Genomic DNA, 17,358 nt, shown 5'->3' with positions numbered 1-17,358 from the left:
AAGAGAGGAAGGAAGAACATGAAAAAAGTCACCACTGTCTGCCCATACTGTGGGGCGGGATGCAAAATGAATCTCATTGTAGATAATGGCAAAATTATCCGCGCAGAAGCCGCCAATGGCGTGACCAATCAGGGCGAACTGTGCCTGAAAGGCTACTACGGCTGGGATTTCCTTAATGACACCAAACTGCTGACACCGCGCCTGACGCAGCCGCTGATCCGCCGTCAGAAAGGCGGCAAATTCGAAGCCGTCAGCTGGGATGAAGCCATCCGTTACACCGCGCAGCGCCTGAAAGAGATCAAACAAAAACACGGCCCGCGTTCGATTATGCATACCGGTTCCTCACGTGGCACCGGCAATGAAACCAACTATGTGATGCAGAAATTCGCCCGTGCGGTGATCGGCACCAACAACGTCGACTGCTGCGCCCGTGTGTGCCACGGCCCGTCAGTTGCGGGATTGCAGGCCACGCTCGGTAACGGCGCGATGAGCAATTCCATCGGCGATATCGAGAACTCGAAATGTCTGCTGGTGATCGGCTATAACTGCGCCGATTCCCATCCGATCGTCGCCCGCCGGGTGATCAAAGCCAAAGAGAAAGGCGCGCAGATCATTGTCTGCGATCCGCGTCGTATCGAAACCGCGCGTATTGCCGATCAGCATCTGCAAATCACCAACGGCTGCAACATGGCGCTGGTGAATGCGTTTGCCTATGTGCTGATCGAAGAAAATCTGTACGACCATGACTATGTCGCCAAATACACCGAGGGCTTCGAGGAGTACCGCAAAAACGTCGCGAATTATTCACCGGAAGCGGTGGCGGAGCAGACCGGTGTGACTGCCCAGCAAATTCGTCAGGCGATGCGGACTTATGCCGCTGCGCCTTCAGCGACCATCATGTGGGGTATGGGCGTGACGCAGTTTGGTCAGGCGGTGGATGTGGTCAAAGGTCTGGCCGGTCTGGCGTTACTGACCGGTAATCTGGGGCGCGCCAACGTCGGCGTCGGGCCGGTGCGCGGGCAGAATAATGTGCAGGGTGCCTGTGATATGGGCGTGCTGCCCAACGAATTCCCCGGTTACCAGTCGGTCACCGATCCGAAAGTACGTGCGAAATTCGCTGATGCCTGGGGGATCGACGTGAACCAGATGGATCCTGAAATCGGTCATCGCATCACCGAGATCCCGCATCTTGCGCTGGAAGGTCACGTCAAAGCCTATTACATCATGGGCGAAGATCCATTGCAGACCGAAGCGGACCTGAGTCTGGTACGTAAAGGCTTTGAGGCGCTGGAATTTGTGGTGGTGCAGGACATCTTCATGACCAAAACCGCCGAACAGGCTGATGTGATCCTGCCTGCCACCTCATGGGGCGAGCATGGCGGCGTGTTCTCCTGTGCGGATCGTGGCTTCCAGCGTTTCGAGAAAGCCATCGAACCCAAGTACAACGTGAAGCGCGACTGGGAAATCATCAGCCTGCTGGCGACCGAACTCGGTTATCCGATGCATTACAACGATAACCAGGAAATATGGGACGAAATGCGTGAGCTGTGCCCACTGTTTTACGGCGCGACCTACGAAAAAATGGGCACGCTCGGGCATGTACAGTGGCCGTGTACCACGCTGGAAAGTCCGGGAACGCAGTACCTGTATCAGGACAATCACTTCGATACCCCGACCGGCAAGGGCCAGCTGTTCGCCGCACCGTGGCGCGCACCGGCTGAAGTGCCGGACAGTGATTATCCGCTGGTGCTCTGTACCGTGCGCGAAGTTGGCCACTACTCCTGCCGCTCAATGACCGGTAACTGCGCCGCTCTGCAAACGCTGGCCGACGAACCGGGTTTTGTGCAGATGCATCCACAAGACGCGCAGGCGCTGGGCATTCGCGATCAGCAATTGGTGTGGGTTGCCTCGCGCCGTGGCAAAGTCATTTCCCGCGCCAACTACAACGAGCGCATCAACATTGGTGCGGTTTATATGACCTATCAGTGGTGGATCGGCGCCTGTAATGAACTGACGCAGGAAAATCTGGATCCAATATCTAAAACGCCAGAAACCAAATACTGCGCGGTCAACGTCGAGCAAATCGCCGATCAACGCTGGGCGGAAGATTATGCCCAGCAAAGCTACAGCGATATGAAAGCGCGTCTGCGCAGTGCCGTTGAAGATGTGATCCCGGTGGTTGAGGTGTAGTTTTTTTGCTTCATAAGTCGATGCTTTTAGCGCCTCCCCCTGCCAGCCTTCCCCTCGTGAGAGGGGAAGGCGATATCGCTCCATTTCAGAGAAACTTTATGTCTGATTCTTTACTTATCCGCATCAGTGGCAAGGTTCAGGGGGTCGGTTTTCGGCCCTTTATCTGGCAACTGGCTGACCGTTTACGGCTTCGTGGCGACGTCAGTAACGACAGCGCGGGTGTGGAAATCAGACTGCTTCAACCGGTCAATATCGATAGTTTTATCGAACAGTTACAACGCGACTGCCCGCCACTGGCACGCATCGACAGCATGACTCTCGCCCCTTTTGACTGGCAGAGTCCCCCGCATAACTTCACCATTACCGGCAGTCGAAAAACGCAGATGGATACTCAGGTAGTGCCCGACGCCGCGACCTGCCCGGAATGCCTGAAGGACATAAATCAGCCCGGCGATCGTCGCTTTGGCTACGCCTTTACCAACTGCACCCACTGCGGCCCGCGCTTTACGCTGATCCGCGCGATGCCTTACGACCGCCCTTCTACCAGCATGGCGGATTTTCCGCTGTGCCCGGCGTGTCAGCAGGAATATCAAAACCCGGCCAACCGGCGCTTTCATGCGCAGCCAGTGGCCTGCCCACACTGCGGTCCGCAGGTCAGCGCCACGTTGCAAAATGGCGAAATCGTGGCGCAAAGTCAGGCGGCCATTGAACAGGCAGTGATTGCGCTGCGCGCCGGAAAAATCGTCGCCATCAAAGGGCTCGGCGGTTTTCATCTGGCCTGTGACGCCACACAACAGGCCGCCGTAATGCGGCTGCGTCAGCGGAAACATCGCCCGACAAAACCGCTGGCCGTCATGCTGCCGGACATCGTCTGGCTGGCGCGTTGCAGCGACGAAAGCCCCCAGTTTGCGCTGCGGGAAGTGTTGCAATCCCCCGCCGCGCCGATTGTGCTGACGCCGCAGAGTGCGATGACACCTCTTTGCGCGGCCATTGCGCCGGAGCTCGATGAAGTTGGCCTGATGCTGCCATTTACGCCACTGCACCATTTACTGATGCAGGCCTGCCAGACGCCGCTGGTGATGACCTCGGGGAATTGCGCAGACAGCGCCCCTGCATTAACTAACGCGGACGCACTGAACCAGCTCGACGGCATCGCCGATCTGTGGCTGCTGCACAACCGCGATATCGTCCAGCGCGCTGATGATTCGCTGGTGCGCCTGACGCCCGGGGGCATCGAAGTATTACGCCGCGCCAGAGGTTATGTGCCCGATGCTTTGTCGCTGCCTCCGGGTTTCATCGCGCTGCCGCCGTTACTCGCGCTGGGTGGCGATCTCAAAAATACCTTTTGCCTGGTGCGCAACGGCCAGGCAGTGCTCAGCGCACATTTTGGTTCGCTGGCGCATCGCGATATTGCCCTGCAACAGCAACAGGCGCAGGAACATTTTCAGCATCTCTTTGCCTGTACGCCGTCTGTCATCGCGCGCGATGCGCATCCCGCCTACGTCAGCCATGTTCAGGCCAACCGCCACGGAATACGGGTGATTGACGTTCTGCATCACCACGCGCATATCGCCGCCTGCCTGGCAGAACACCGCTGGCCACTGGACGGCGGAAACGTCATCGGTCTGGCGCTTGACGGTCTGGGATATGGTCAGAAAGGTGAACTGTGGGGCGGCGAATGTCTGAACGTGAATTATCTGCGCTGTGAACATTTGGGCGGATTACCGGCGGTGGCGCTGCCCGGCGGCGACCGCGCTGCGCGGGAACCCTGGCGAAATCTGCTGGCACAGTGGATGGCGTTCGTGCCCGGCTGGGAACAGCTTCCCGAGGCACAGGCGCTGCTGGCGCATCCGTGGCAGCCGCTGTCTAAGGCGATCGCCGCCAGGATTAATTCACCGCTGGCCTCTTCTTGCGGGCGCTTATTCGACGCCGTTGCCGCCGCCCTCGGCTGCGCGCCGGAGAAACTCAGCTGGGAGGGCGAAGCTGCCTGCCGCCTGGAAGTGCTGGCGCGGCGGGCGTATGGCGTAAAACATCCGGTCACCCTGCCGCTGATTCATGCAGACAAGGGGACGTTTCTCGATTTGGCGGTCTTCTGGCAGCAGTGGCTCGCCTGGCAGGCGACACCGGCGGAGCGGGCTTTTGCCTTTCATGACGCGCTGGCACAAGGCTTTGCTGCCCTCGCCCGCTATCACTGCACGAAAACCGGCACCCGCACGGTCGCGCTCGGCGGCGGCGTGCTGCATAACCGGTTGCTGCGCCAGCGTTTATACGACGCGTTAACGCCACTGCACGTACTCATGCCTCTCGACTATCCGGCAGGCGACGGCGGGCTGGCGCTGGGTCAGGCGGTTATCGCCTGTGCCCGTCTTCAATCTGTTTCTGAATTAACTGAATGATAAATAAGGATCCCCATGATTAACCGCGCGTTTTTTCATACCCATCGCCGTGCCTTTTGGCTTTTTATAGGCCTGATCGCCGTCAATCTGCTGGCCTGGGGCTGGGCGCTGGCGGCGTTTCGCCACAGCGCAGCACTGATTGCGGCGGCGCTGCTGGCCTACGGTTATGGCCTGCGCCACGCGGTGGATGCCGACCATATTGCGGCGATCGATAACGTCACCCGCAAGCTGATGCAGCAAGGCCAGCGTCCGGTCGCGGTTGGGGCGTTTTTTTCACTCGGCCATTCGAGCATTGTTGTGCTGGCCTGCGTGGCAATCGCCGCCACATCGCTGGTATTCGGCAATAAAATCGGCTGGCTGCACGATTACGGCAGCACCATCGGCACGCTGGTTTCGGCGTTATTTTTGCTTATGATGGCGCTGCTGAATGCGTTGATCCTGCGCGATGTCTATCGCCGTTTTCAGCAAGTGAAACACGGCAAAACTTTCACGGATAAAGAGGAATTGCACCAGATTCAGGGCGGCGTGATGAGCAGGCTATTCAGCTTCGCCTTCAATATGGTGAATAAGAGCTGGCAAATGTATCTGGTGGGATTTCTGTTCGGGCTGGGCTTTGATACCGCCACGGAAATTGGTCTGCTGGGGATTTCAGCGGCGGGGGCATCGTCGGGCATGTCAGTGTGGAGCATCATGGTGTTTCCGGCGCTGTTCGCCAGCGGCATGGCGCTGATTGATTCACTGGATAACTTTGTGATGGTCGGTGCCTACGGCTGGGCGTTCGACAAGCCGGTGCGTAAGCTCTATTACAATATGACCATTACCGCTACCAGCGTGGTGATTGCGCTATTTATTGGCGGGCTGGAAGCGCTGGGGCTGATGGCCGATAAGCTGGAACTGCACGGCGGAGCGTGGTCGGTGGTTGAGCGACTGAACGACAATATGGGCAGCGTGGGTTACGCCGCCGTGGCTGTCTTCGTGGTGTTCTGGGGGATCTCGGCGCTGAATTATCGTCGCAAAGGGTACGATAATCTGGCGGTCTGATGCCGTTACGCATCACCCGGTAAAGTGATTTGTTTTTCAAGACGCAACGTGCCGCCGTCGGTGACGGTAATCATGATTTGCGTTTTGCTGCCCGGCGTTACCGAAAAACGCATACGCCCCAGCGGCTGAGGCTGATTGGCTGAGAGGTTGACGTTGCTGCTCTGATGGCTGGTACTGTTACCGGCGCCGCCTTCTTGCGAGACCGACACCGCCACCTGACAGGCGCAGGCTTTGGTGAGATTGACCATCGGCGTCACTACGTAACTTTGTGCATCGCTTTGGGTATCGAACCAAAGCTGATTAGACATGACTGCCGCGATCAGAAGTAAATGCATATTTTTATCCTCAGACACATCATTAAAACAGTCGAAAAAAAACAGGGCTAGTGCCCTGTTTTTAACTCACTCCGTATAAGGAGAAAGCGAATCAGTTTTGAGACGCATACGCCAGGTTAGCAGTGCCCACCTGAGTGATGCTGGTCAGAGAACCATTGGCACCCTGAGAAGCCTGCGCATAGTTGCCTGAACCATTCTGGGAGACCAGAACTTTACTGCCGTTAGCGCTTTGCGCCACGTTAGTATTGTTATAGTCACCTTTTTGAACCACGCTGATCAGGCTGCCATCACCGGTCTGATTGGTACCGGCACTGTTTCTGTACCCATCCTGATTAACCGCAGTCAGCGATTTTTGAGCCCCGGTCTGAGTGGCATTCGCGAGGTTTGCGGTACCCTGCTGATAAATCTGAATTTCAGAATTCCACTGGGTGGCCGTAAACGTCGGCACTGTGGATGGAGGAGTAGAAGGACCGCCGCCACCACCGCCGCCGTGATTGTTACCGGTTGCGAATGCACTGCCACTGACGACTAAAGCGGAGACTGCCACAATTTTCCAAAGTTTCATGATGCTACCCCATTAGTTAAATATCGGATGTCATAAGAACGTATGTTATTTAATGCTGTGTCACTCTAATCGCCATTCCTGACGAGTTTTGTACAACACCGCTGGTCTGGTTCGTACCATTCTGGCGTATCTCAGTTACACTCCGGCCTTTTTGCAGAATGTAAGCCGTGTTGCCAAAATTTTGTTGCGTAATGGATGAATTCCCGCCGCCGGTTTGCGAAATATAGGCAAAATTATCGCTGCCGCTTTGAGAAATATCCGCGTTATTTCCATTACCTCGTTGTTTTATCAGTGCGGTATTGTCTGAGCCTGACTGCCGGATAATGCTGGAACTGCCATTTCCCGCCTGATTACTGTAGGCCGCATTACTATTACCGTTCTGATAAATCATTGATGTATTCCCTGATGAACTTCCCGCACCGGTATAATATTGTTCGGCGCTGTCGGAGCTTATCTCCGGGAAAGCCATATCATATTGTTGTGCGTGAACGACCCAGGATGCTGAAAGTAACGCCAGGGTCAATAAAGTCTTTTTCATTGCGTCACCCTGTATTAAAGCCGGAAACCAATTTCTTGCTGACCGGTTTTATTGCTGTTGACGAATTGATTATGGAGTTATCGGGAAATAAGAAACTCACCCGCACGGCGTATTTTAATTTCGCAGTTCATTACAAAGTATGAGTCGCTCCGTCTCATGCGGATTGACCAGACGATTTTGGCTAAAGGTCAATATCGCTAATCTGGTGTATGGCATTAATCCTAAAGTAACGGGAAAGAGTCATTTAATTAATCACACAAATGCAACTATTCTTAATACTTCGGGAACGTTCCCTTTTCAAATAAAGCGATCTGCGCCACAATTCCGAGGCTTATAATTGAGGTCAAACCCCCGCCACACTGCCGTTTCCCACCTTTTGCACCCCGCAGAAGGGTGTTCTTACGTCCGCCACCTAAGTTAAATCGATAATTAGGGGGGCCAATATTTGCGTTATTAAAGAGGAAACATGCAGTGTATTGCAGTTTACGGAGGGTGTTTATGGCCAGCGTAACGTTAAAAACACAGGCTTAACAAAGGCAAACGTTAAGATTATGTAAACTGCATTACTTAAGTTTAATTTAACAGGCCAGTAGAAAATATTCACAATACATTAGGAAAACTTTATACATTTTGAGTTACATTTTGAAACATAAATAAGCCTTGCGTAAGAGAGGCCAAACGCTAAATTGAGTCTGTACCGCACATGAAATGACCTGAATTATTATGTGCACCAGGTTGTGTTTATTTTCTCTTTTTAGATATACACAGCAAATAACCAGCTATAGATTTAGCAAAAAAGTTAACGGCCTATTTTCTGTTTCCTCTATCGGATGACAGCAGGCCGTGACGATAAAAATCAGGGCAGGGTTTGATTATGCTTAATGAAGCGGCGATCAATAATAATATCCTTTTATTAGTGACAAAACCGTCATTGCAGGCCAGTGCTTTATTGCAACAATTGAAACAGCAACTTTGTGTCAACACACGACTTCACAACATTCATAAATCTTTAGAGGATCAATATCTTCATCAGACGTTAATTCTCTTCGATATGATGGAGGCTGATCGCCGCACGATTGATCACTGGCAATCAGCATTACATCATTATCACGATAGCGTGAAGTTATTATTATTAAATACGCCTGACGAATATCATTTCCGGGAAATTGAAACCTGGCCGCGGATCAGTGCTGTGTTTTATCTCTCGGCCGATGAAAACAATCTGGTTGAAGGAATTAAAAGCGTGATCCGCGGAGAGTGCTACTTCTCGCAGGGCTTTGCCAGCTATCTGATCAACCAGTCCGGTGCCTTCCGTCATCTTCATTCTGAGGACACCGGACTGACCCATCGTGAAAAAGAGATCCTCAATAAATTACGCGTCGGCGCCTCGAACACTGAAATCGCGCGGTTGCTGTTTATCAGTGAGAACACCGTTAAGACGCATCTCTATAATTTATTTAGAAAAATCTCGGTTAAAAACCGCACTCAGGCGGCGTCCTGGGCCAACGACAATCTCAAGCGCTGACATCATGACACTTTGCAGGAAGACCTTCTGGCTGTGGCTGGTGCTGCTCTGCGCCTCCTGCCTGCATGTTCAGGCAGCAGATGTGAAAGACCCCGGCCTGATTACCGACCACACGGTAACCTCGGTCGGCCATGATTTTTATCGTGGTTTTACCGATAAGTGGGACCGCAACTACCCGGAAACCATCACTATTTCTGAACGACCCAGCGCGCGCTGGGGCAGCTGGATCAGCATCAAAATAGGCCAGGACACGCTCTATCAGACGCTGTTGTTCCCAAACCGTCGCAATTTTAATAAGGACGTCGACACCGCCATAGATGGCGTCACCGAGGCGCTTTCACGTCGCCAGTTAGACAAGGCGTTACTTGGCACCGGGGATCTTGCCCATGATGAATTTTAATGCACAGCCTCTTGTAAGGAGAGCATCGTGAATATTCCAGTTTCAGTCCCCCGCTCGGTGATGCTGCTGGCGTTGCTGACGGCGTCCCCACTTTCCTGGGGCGGCAATATGGTGTTCCAGTTTGTGAATCCGAATTTTGGCGGTAACCCGAATAACGGTTCGTTTTTACTCAACGAGGCGCAGGCGCAGAACTCGTATAAAGACCCTGATAGCTATGACTTTGGGTCGTCCGGCACCTCGGCGCTGGATAACTTCACGTCATCGATTCAGTCGCAACTGCTTGGCAGTCTGATGGGTAACATCAATCAGGGCAAACCGGGGCGGCTGGTGACGCAGGACTTTATAGTCGATATCCAGAATACCGACGGGCAGCTGGTGATGAATGTTACCGACCGCCAGACCGGCAAGGTATCCACCATTCAGGTTCAGGGTTTGTCTTCTACGACGAACTAATACCGAAGAACAAAATCCCCAAAATAATTCGATATTAAATCGAAATAAGAAGGGAAAAATGGGAATCAGATCATGCGCAATTACTTATTACTCATCGCAGTTTTTGTGTTGAGCGGGTGCCTTGCAGCAGCACCTAAAGAAGCCGCAAGACCGACATTATTACCACGTGCGCCCAGCTACACCGACCTGACACACCTCCCTGCCCCGCAGGGCCGGATCTTTGTCTCTGTGTATAACATTCAGGATGAAACCGGGCAGTTTAAACCGTATCCGGCGAGTAACTTCTCGACGGCGGTGCCGCAGAGCGCCACGGCGATGCTGGTCTCCGCGCTGAAAGATTCGAAATGGTTTATCCCGCTGGAACGTCAGGGGCTGCAAAACCTGCTTAACGAACGCAAGATTATCCGCGCCGCGCAGGAAAATGGCAGCGTCGCCATCAACAACCAGCGACCGCTGGCTTCGCTGGTGGCGGCAAACATTTTGATTGAAGGCTCAATCATCGGTTATGAAAGTAATGTGAAATCAGGCGGGATTGGCGCGCGGTACTTCGGGATCGGCGCCAGCACGCAATACCAGTTGGACCAGATAGCCGTGAACCTGCGCGCTGTCGACGTCAATACCGGGGAAGTTCTGTCGTCAGTGAATACCAGTAAGACGATATTGTCATATGAAGTGCAGGCCGGGGTGTTCCGCTTTATCGACTATCAGCGTCTGCTGGAAGGCGAACTGGGCTATACCACCAACGAGCCAGTGATGCTTTGCCTGATGTCGGCCATTGAATCCGGGGTCATTTATCTGGTCAATGACGGTATCGATCGTAATCTGTGGCAGTTGCAGAATCCTTCAGAGATCAATTCACCGGTTCTTCAACGCTATAAGAACACTATTGTCCCTGCCGAATCCTGATGGGAGGCAGTTGGCGAAAGATAGCCGCTGGTTGAGGCGGCTGTCTTTCCTTTTTTAACGTCAGGCTTTATTTTCCTCAGTTTTCACCACCTGCCGGTAATTATTGACGCGTTTTTTATCCTCAAGATTGAAGTCAGGATCAAGATAAATGCTCACCCGCTTAATCAGTAACGCGTCAAATTCAAACACCGTACAAAAATGATGACTGCCGGTTTGTGACGTCGGCCAGCGATCGCCGTTTTGCATCACCCCGCGCATCTGGCCTTCCAGCACGAGGGTATCGCCATCATAGACAAACCGGAACCCATCCTGAATGTGCTGGATTTTGTCGATCTCCAGCGCGAAACGCTTACCTAATTCTCCCAGTGAGGATTTGCCCTGAGCGGTGCCAAACTTAGGAAAGAACAGCTGTACGTCTTCCGCAAAAAGATCTAATAAGGAAGCATCTGCCTGATCCAGTTTGGCGTAAAAATTCTTCACAACGTTGATGCGTTTATCTTTCAATTGTTGTTCTGTCATTTTCACCTCGAATTCTCTCTCCCAGCCTCAAGCCTAGTGACTGTCGCTGAATTTGCCAGTTATGCAGCCGGGCTCACAAAAATGACAGCCTGGCCAGATCAAAGAGTTTTCTGCACTCCTTCGCGGAACCCATTACACTGACAGCACTTTTTAATTTACCTGCCCTTACATTTTGGAGAGTCACGGATGCCTCAGTTCACCCGCGCAGGCAGCGTTATGCCACCTGTTCCCTCAGCCACCCGCGCATTGATCTTCGCGATTTGCGTACTCCAGGGGCTGTTGCTGTATTTCTTCCTTTCGTACCACGCGTCACCCGCGCTCGAATCCCTTAGCCATAATATTTACGGCCAGACGATGGCATTTACATTACCGGTACTGATTTCTTTATCTGTGGTGAGACTGAATGACCGTCGTTTTTGGGGCTGTATGGCTGTGCTCGCGCTGCTGCTGGCGGGCATGTCGGCATGGGTTAACAGCAACAGCACGGCAACACCGGCGGACTCGCTGCTCCTGCCTTTTTATCTTTCACTGATCCTGCTTATCTATTTTGTGCTGCCGTGGTTGCAGGTGCAGTCTTTCCCGTCAGAGACGCGCTACCGCTATGCCAATCTGGCCGCCTGCTATTCGCAAAATACGCTATGCCTGATGTTCACCCTGCTGCTGATGCAGCTGACCGTCGGCGTGCTGGCCCTGTGCAGCGCGCTGTTCCGGCTGATTGGCATTGATTATTTCCACGAGCTTTTCTTCGACACGCCGCTGTTTATGTGGCTGGTTTACGGGGTATTGCTCGGGATCAGTATCATCACCTGCCGCACACAGCCGTCGCTGATGAATGTCACTAAAAATATCATCCGCCTTATCCTGAAATGTCTGCTGCCGCTGGTGGCGTTCGTTGCATTGATCTTCCTTTTCGCCCTGCCGTTTACTGGCCTGAAAGCCTTGTCGACGGCCTGGTCTGCCGCCAGTCTGCTGACCGTGATGGCGATGAGCATTCTGATCCTGGTTAACGTGGTGCGGGAAACGGACAGCGCGGTGAAGCCCTATCCACGCTTCATACGCCTGATGGTCAATGCCGCTGTCCTGCTGCTGCCGGTGTATGCCGCGCTGGCGATGTACGCGACCGGGCTGCGCATCGCGCAGTACGGCTGGACGCCGCAGCGCATGTGGGCGGTGCTGACCATCGGCGTGACACTGGTGGCGTCGGTTTGCTATAGCCTGTCGGTTATCGATAAGCGCCCCGAGTGGTTGCCGCACATCACGCAGTTCAATAAACCGCTTTCGCTGCTGGTGGTGCTGCTGGTGATCGCCGTAAACAGCCCGTTGCTCGACCCTTATCGCATCAGCGTGAATAATCAGATTGCCCGTTTAGACGAAGGGAAAACCCAGGCGAAAGATCTCGATCTGAGCATGTTGCGCTTCGATACCGGTCGTCGCGGAAATGAAGCGCTGAAAGATTTACAGCAAAACCCGGCGTTTATGACCGATCCACGCCTGATGGCCATACTGAAAAATACGATTTCGCAGACGTCACGCTGGGGATCTTACGGTGTGGAAGATGCCGCTCAGGCGGCAAAAAATTATCGTCCGGAAAACGCGAAGAAAATGTTTCAACTGGCGAAAGGCTCGGTTTCACCCGAGGATGCCTGGTGGAACAGCCTGCCGGAGCTGGAGAAATACAGCAGCACGTTGCGCGATTGTCTTGGCCTGCAGGGCGCGTGCATCCTGAATACGCTTGAGCTCAATAATGACAAACAGAAAGAAATTTTCCTGTGTAATACGCTCAATACCGTTTCCATTAACTGCCGTATATACGCTAAACAGTCAGGGAAATGGCAGCAAGCCGGCGAACTGTATCTTTATGATGACAAAGATAAAAACGGGCTGATCCAGGCACTGCGTGACGGGGAAGTGAAACCGGTGCCGCGTAAATGGGCGGACGTGCAGATTCAGGGGAAACGTCGGGTGGTCTATTACAGCAGCGAAAATGAGTAATTCTACATGTCATTCACCGGCAGGCATTCCGCCTGCCGGTTTACCAAAATTAAGGCGTCATGCGTAAAAGCGTATCGTCCTTACGAACGTAATGATGATAAATCGCCGCCAGCGCGTGTAAGCCAATCAGGTAATAACCGCAGTTCGCCAGAAACTCATGCGTTGCTTTTACCGCACTGCGCGTGTCGGGATCAGGCGTCACAAACTGCGGCACCTGCCAGCCCAGTAAAAACCACTCTCGCCCGCCAAACTCCAGCGTCAGCACGCCCAGCACCGGTAACGACAGAAAAAGCAGATACAAAATGCCATGAACCGCATGCGAAGCGGCATGTTGCCAGCGCGGCAGCGGCGGCGTGACCGGCGGCGTGGCGTGACGGGTGCGAAGAAAAATACGCGCAAACATCAGCAGCCAGACGCAAATCCCAAAGTTGAAGTGCAGCAGCTTGACCAGCGGCTGATTGTCTTCCGGGAAATAATCGCGGGTTAGCATTGCGGCGTAGGTCAGGATAATCATCAGCAACGTCGCCCAGTGCAGGCTTATCTGAGACAGCGAATAACGGGTTTTCATAAGTCATTTCCTGGGGAGGATGAACACAATATCAACAAGGGTATCGAAGTGAGTATAAGGGGTAATCATGCAGACTTTATGAAAACAAAAGATAAAAAAACCGGGACAAGCCCGGTTTCATGCAAAGACATTGAATTACGGATTGAGCGCAGGATCCTGTTCCACCGGGGGGTCACCCGCCGCTTTCTTCGGAGGAAGCAAACCGTCGGCGCGGAACATCGCTTTGATGCCGCGAAGCGCCTGACGGATCCTGTCCTGATTTTCGATCAGCGCGAAACGCACGTGGGTATCACCGTAATCCCCAAAACCGATGCCCGGAGACACGCAGACTTTGGCCTCCGTCAGCAAACGTTTAGCGAATTCCAGCGAACCTAAATGGGCATACGCCGGCGGAATTTTTGCCCAAACATACATCGACGCTTTCGGATTTTCCACCATCCAGCCTGCTTCGTGCAGACCGCGTACCAGCACGTTACGACGCTGACGGTACTGCTCGGCGATATCTTTCACACATTGCTGATCGCCCTCGAGCGCCGCAATCGCTGCAACCTGAAGAGGCGTAAAGGTGCCGTAGTCGTGATAACTTTTGATACGCGCCAGCGCGCTGACCAGCTCAGGGTTACCCACCATGAAGCCGATGCGCCAGCCCGCCATATTGTAGCTTTTTGATAGCGTAAAGAATTCCACCGCGATGTCTTTTGCACCCGGCACCTGCATGATCGACGGAGCTTTCCAGCCGTCATAGACGATGTCGGCATAGGCCAGATCGTGGATCACCAGCACGTCGTACTGTTTCGCCAGCGCAACGACGCGTTCGAAGAAATCAAGTTCCACGCACTGCGCCGTCGGGTTAGACGGGAAACCGAGGATCATCATTTTCGGACGCGGAATGGTTTCGCGTATGGCTTTTTCCAGCTCAGCGAAGAAATCCACCCCTTCGGCCAGCGGTACGGAGCGCACCTGCGCACCGGCTATCACCGCACCGTAAATGTGGATGGGATAACTTGGGTTCGGCACCAGCACGGTGTCGCCGTGATCCAGCGTGGCCAACATCAGATGCGCCAGACCTTCTTTCGAACCGATGGTGACGATGGCTTCGCTTTCCGGATCAATCTCAACCTGATAGCGATCCGCATACCAGCGGGAAATGGCGCGGCGCAGACGCGGGATACCGCGTGAGGTCGAATAACCGTGAGTGTCTTCACGCTGGGCAACCTGCACCAGTTTTTCCACAATGTGTGGCGGTGTCGGGCCGTCGGGGTTACCCATACTGAAATCGATGATGTCTTCGCCACGATGGCGCGCAGCCATTTTCAGCTCAGCGGTGATGTTGAACACATAAGGGGGAAGACGATCAATGCGTGAAAAACGACGTGGTGAACGTGAGTCAGCCATAAATTCCTCGAGGATACGTAAGCGCCCGGACCGTCCGAGCGACGCTGGCCGCTTTGCGGCCTTCCACGAACATATCGCAGTCGCAAAAAACTGTCGAGAGAGTGAGCAAAATTTTTTAATTAAGGGCGCGGATCGCTTTTCAGCAGCCCCAACAGCCAGTCGTTCTTCCACTCTTCCCCGATGCGGTAGCTGTCGCGCAACAGCCCTTCCATCTGGAAACCACATTTCTCCAGCACGCGGCGAGAGGCGTGATTGCCTTCGAGCACGTTAGCCTGTAAGCGGTGAAAATCGCAGTGATCGAAGGCGAAATTCAGCACTTCACGCAGGGATTCCGCCGCGTAGCCTTTGCCCTGATGTTCAGGTGCCAGAATAAACCCCACCTCCCCTTGCTGATAAGGTCGCCAGTCGGGAAAGAATCCGGTCAGTCCGACGGCGGAGCCGGTCTCTTTTTCGCGGATCAGTAAGCACAACCAGAAATCACAGTAGCGATCCCAGTTACCCAGACGCTGCTCAAACCGGCTGTGGATCTGAGCAGGGGTTTCGAGATTACCGATAAAACGCATGACGTCAGGGGTCTGGTATAACCGCAGGAAAAAAGCCCAGTCGTCGGCCTGAAGCGGCTGCATCACCAGCCTTGAGGTGGATAACGAAATCATGTCCAAAACTCCCTTGCTGTCTGATCACTATCCCTGATTTTATCGTGCCAAAACAGACGGCGGAGGGTCTGTCCGGTGGTTAATCACGGGCCTTTTACATATAATAAACCACGAATTAATTTAGCGTGATTATACAATGTCGCGCAGAGAACCTGCCATGCAACACATGTTCGATATGCTGCTGGCGGTCTTTGACCGCGCAGCGCTGATGCTGATCTGCCTGTTCTTCCTCACGCGCACCCCGCTGTTTCGCAAACTGCTGCACAAAGAAAACGAAAACCATACGGCGCTTGAGCTGGCGGCGGTCACAGCGATTTTCTCGTTGTTTGCCATTTTCGGCACGCTCTCGGGCATCAACGTCGAAGGGTCACTGATTAACGTGCGAACCATCGCCATTATGTCCGGCGGGATCCTGTTCGGTCCGTGGGTGGGAATTATCACCGGCGTGATTTCCGGTACGCACCGTTTTTTGATAGACATTCACGGCCCGACCTCCATTCCTTGTCTGATCACCAGCATTACCGCCGGCGTGCTTTCGGGCTACATCAATAAGAAAGTCAAAAAGGCACTTCACTGGAAGGTCGGTATCCTCGCCGGAATGTTGTGCGAAACACTGACCATGGTGCTTATCCTGCTGATGGCGCGCCCGTTTTCGCTCGGGCTGGATATCGTGATGAACATCGCCGCGCCGCTGATCCTCGGTGCCAGCTCTATCGGGCTAATCGTACTGCTGGTGCAAAGCGTCGAGGATGAAAAAGAGGTGATCGCCGCCCGCCAGGCAAGGCTGGCACTGGATATCGCCAATAAAACGCTGCCCTATTTCCGCGATATCAACGCCGAATCGTTAGCCAGTATATGCCGGATTATCCGCGATGATATCGATGCCGATGCGGTGGCGATCACTGATAACAAAAATATTCTGGCGTACGTCGGGGTGGGAGCAGAAGAATACAATATCGGCCATGAAACGCTGAGTGACATGACCAAAGCCACTCTGGAAAGCGGGGAAATCACGGTCAGAAATAACGACGAAATGCACCGCACGCCGCAAATTCACTCGCTTATCATTATCCCGCTGTGGGAAAAAGGTGAAGTGACCGGTTCGTTGAAAATCTATTATTGCGACCCGCACCGCATCACCTATTCGCTGAAAGTCATGGCGATCGGGCTGTCGCAGATTATGTCGACGCAGATGGAAGTGTCGCGCACCGAACAGCTGCGCGAAATGGCGAACAAAGCCGAAATGCGCGCGTTGCAGAGCAAGATAAATCCGCACTTCCTGTTTAATGCCCTGAATGCGATTTCCTCATCGATCCGTGCCAAACCTGACGTCGCTCGCCAGCTGGTAATCAATCTCTCCCGTTATTTGCGCTACAACCTGGAGCTGAACGACGAGCTAATCGACCTGCGCAAGGAGCTGCATCAGGTGCAGGATTACATCGCCATCGAACAGGCGCGTTTTGGCAGTAAACTGACGGTCATCTACGATATTGATGATGATATTTCGGTGAAAATACCCAGCCTGCTGATCCAGCCGCTGGTGGAAAACGCCATCGTGCACGGCATTCAAAAATGCAGCGGCAAAGGTGTGGTGGTGATTTCAATCAAGCACCATGCAAAGGGTATCTGGGTTTCTGTGAAAGACACCGGCCACGGGATTAATCAGGAAACCATTGACCGCGTGGCGCGCAATGAAATGCCTGGCAATAAAATTGGACTGCTGAATGTGCATCACCGCGTCTCTTTACTGTATGGTCAGGGGCTGGTGATCCGCCGCCTGGAGCCCGGCACCGATATTTCGTTTCTGATAACCCAATCCCCGGCAAAAGTCACGGCAGCCCTCGAGAGCGATATAGCCTGACCACGTTTGAGGGAAACT

16 protein-coding genes are annotated in these 17,358 nt (G+C 53.5%); 9 read left to right on the top strand and 7 right to left on the bottom strand.

The window, feature by feature from the left end:
* Positions 1-18 precede the first annotated feature (18 nt).
* From fdhF to TU92_RS16570, 3 genes are all read left to right on the top strand, one after another.
* On the top strand, positions 19-2,190 hold the full coding sequence (fdhF, locus tag TU92_RS16580; protein ID WP_112168295.1) for a formate dehydrogenase subunit alpha: 2,172 nt from the start codon (positions 19-21) through the stop codon (positions 2,188-2,190).
* 98 nt (positions 2,191-2,288) lie between these two features.
* Complete coding sequence (gene hypF, locus TU92_RS16575) at positions 2,289-4,586, top strand: carbamoyltransferase HypF (RefSeq protein WP_112168294.1); 2,298 nt, start codon at positions 2,289-2,291, stop codon at positions 4,584-4,586.
* A gap of 15 nt (positions 4,587-4,601) precedes the next feature.
* Entirely contained in the window at positions 4,602-5,627 is a 1,026-nt protein-coding gene (locus tag TU92_RS16570; RefSeq protein WP_112168293.1) for a HoxN/HupN/NixA family nickel/cobalt transporter, read from the top strand.
* 5 nt (positions 5,628-5,632) lie between these two features.
* Here TU92_RS16570 and csgC read toward each other — a convergent pair whose 3' ends face one another.
* The 3 genes from csgC to TU92_RS16555 form a co-directional block, all read right to left on the bottom strand.
* Entirely contained in the window at positions 5,633-5,962 is a 330-nt protein-coding gene (gene csgC, locus TU92_RS16565) for a curli assembly chaperone CsgC (protein ID WP_112168292.1), read from the bottom strand.
* 91 nt (positions 5,963-6,053) lie between these two features.
* Complete coding sequence (gene csgA, locus TU92_RS16560) at positions 6,054-6,527, bottom strand: curli major subunit CsgA (RefSeq protein WP_112168291.1); 474 nt, start codon at positions 6,525-6,527, stop codon at positions 6,054-6,056.
* 49 nt (positions 6,528-6,576) lie between these two features.
* Positions 6,577-7,065 carry a curlin gene (locus TU92_RS16555; protein WP_112168290.1) on the bottom strand — a complete coding sequence of 163 codons (489 nt, stop codon included), beginning with the start codon at positions 7,063-7,065 and terminating at the stop codon, positions 6,577-6,579.
* 874 nt (positions 7,066-7,939) lie between these two features.
* Between TU92_RS16555 and csgD the strand changes: the two genes are divergently transcribed.
* The 4 genes from csgD to csgG all read left to right on the top strand — a co-directional run bounded on the left by csgD (position 7,940) and on the right by csgG (position 10,349).
* Entirely contained in the window at positions 7,940-8,590 is a 651-nt protein-coding gene (gene csgD / locus TU92_RS16550) for a biofilm master transcriptional regulator CsgD (RefSeq protein WP_112168289.1), read from the top strand.
* Between the two features lie 4 nt (positions 8,591-8,594).
* Positions 8,595-8,990, top strand: a complete 396-nt coding sequence (gene csgE, locus TU92_RS16545; RefSeq protein ID WP_112168288.1) for a curli production assembly/transport protein CsgE — start codon at positions 8,595-8,597, stop codon at positions 8,988-8,990.
* A 60-nt stretch (positions 8,991-9,050) separates the two neighbouring features.
* Entirely contained in the window at positions 9,051-9,443 is a 393-nt protein-coding gene (gene csgF / locus TU92_RS16540) for a curli production assembly/transport protein CsgF (protein ID WP_112168310.1), read from the top strand.
* Positions 9,444-9,515: 72 nt separating this feature from the next.
* Entirely contained in the window at positions 9,516-10,349 is an 834-nt protein-coding gene (gene csgG / locus TU92_RS16535) for a curli production assembly/transport protein CsgG (RefSeq protein ID WP_112168287.1), read from the top strand.
* A 60-nt stretch (positions 10,350-10,409) separates the two neighbouring features.
* Here the strand turns inward: csgG and TU92_RS16530 are convergent, their stop codons facing one another.
* Positions 10,410-10,868 (bottom strand): nuclear transport factor 2 family protein, encoded by a 459-nt coding sequence (locus tag TU92_RS16530; protein ID WP_112168309.1) that lies wholly within the window; start codon positions 10,866-10,868, stop codon positions 10,410-10,412.
* A gap of 186 nt (positions 10,869-11,054) precedes the next feature.
* Between TU92_RS16530 and TU92_RS16525 the strand changes: the two genes are divergently transcribed.
* Positions 11,055-12,860 carry a DUF4153 domain-containing protein gene (locus TU92_RS16525; protein ID WP_112168286.1) on the top strand — a complete coding sequence of 602 codons (1,806 nt, stop codon included), beginning with the start codon at positions 11,055-11,057 and terminating at the stop codon, positions 12,858-12,860.
* 49 nt (positions 12,861-12,909) lie between these two features.
* On the opposite strand, the gene TU92_RS16520 is transcribed toward TU92_RS16525, so the two are convergent.
* From TU92_RS16520 to TU92_RS16510, 3 genes are all read right to left on the bottom strand, one after another.
* Complete coding sequence (locus TU92_RS16520; protein ID WP_112168285.1) at positions 12,910-13,428, bottom strand: cytochrome b; 519 nt, start codon at positions 13,426-13,428, stop codon at positions 12,910-12,912.
* A gap of 135 nt (positions 13,429-13,563) precedes the next feature.
* On the bottom strand, positions 13,564-14,823 hold the full coding sequence (gene alaC / locus TU92_RS16515; RefSeq protein WP_112168284.1) for an alanine transaminase: 1,260 nt from the start codon (positions 14,821-14,823) through the stop codon (positions 13,564-13,566).
* 119 nt (positions 14,824-14,942) lie between these two features.
* A complete protein-coding gene (locus TU92_RS16510) occupies positions 14,943-15,479 on the bottom strand; it encodes a GNAT family N-acetyltransferase (protein ID WP_112168283.1) in 537 nt (178 codons plus the stop codon).
* A 157-nt stretch (positions 15,480-15,636) separates the two neighbouring features.
* On the opposite strand from TU92_RS16510, the gene TU92_RS16505 reads away from it, so the two are divergent.
* Positions 15,637-17,340: a sensor histidine kinase gene (locus tag TU92_RS16505; protein ID WP_112168282.1), complete on the top strand. Its 1,704-nt coding sequence runs from the start codon at positions 15,637-15,639 to the stop codon at positions 17,338-17,340.
* Positions 17,341-17,358 lie beyond the last annotated feature (18 nt).

Source organism: Rahnella inusitata (genome assembly GCF_003263515.1).
In the GTDB taxonomy this organism is placed as follows: Bacteria; Pseudomonadota; Gammaproteobacteria; order Enterobacterales; family Enterobacteriaceae; genus Rahnella; species Rahnella inusitata.
The sequence above is the reverse complement of the archived record's forward strand: the minus strand, read 5'-3'. Positions and strand labels throughout refer to the sequence as shown.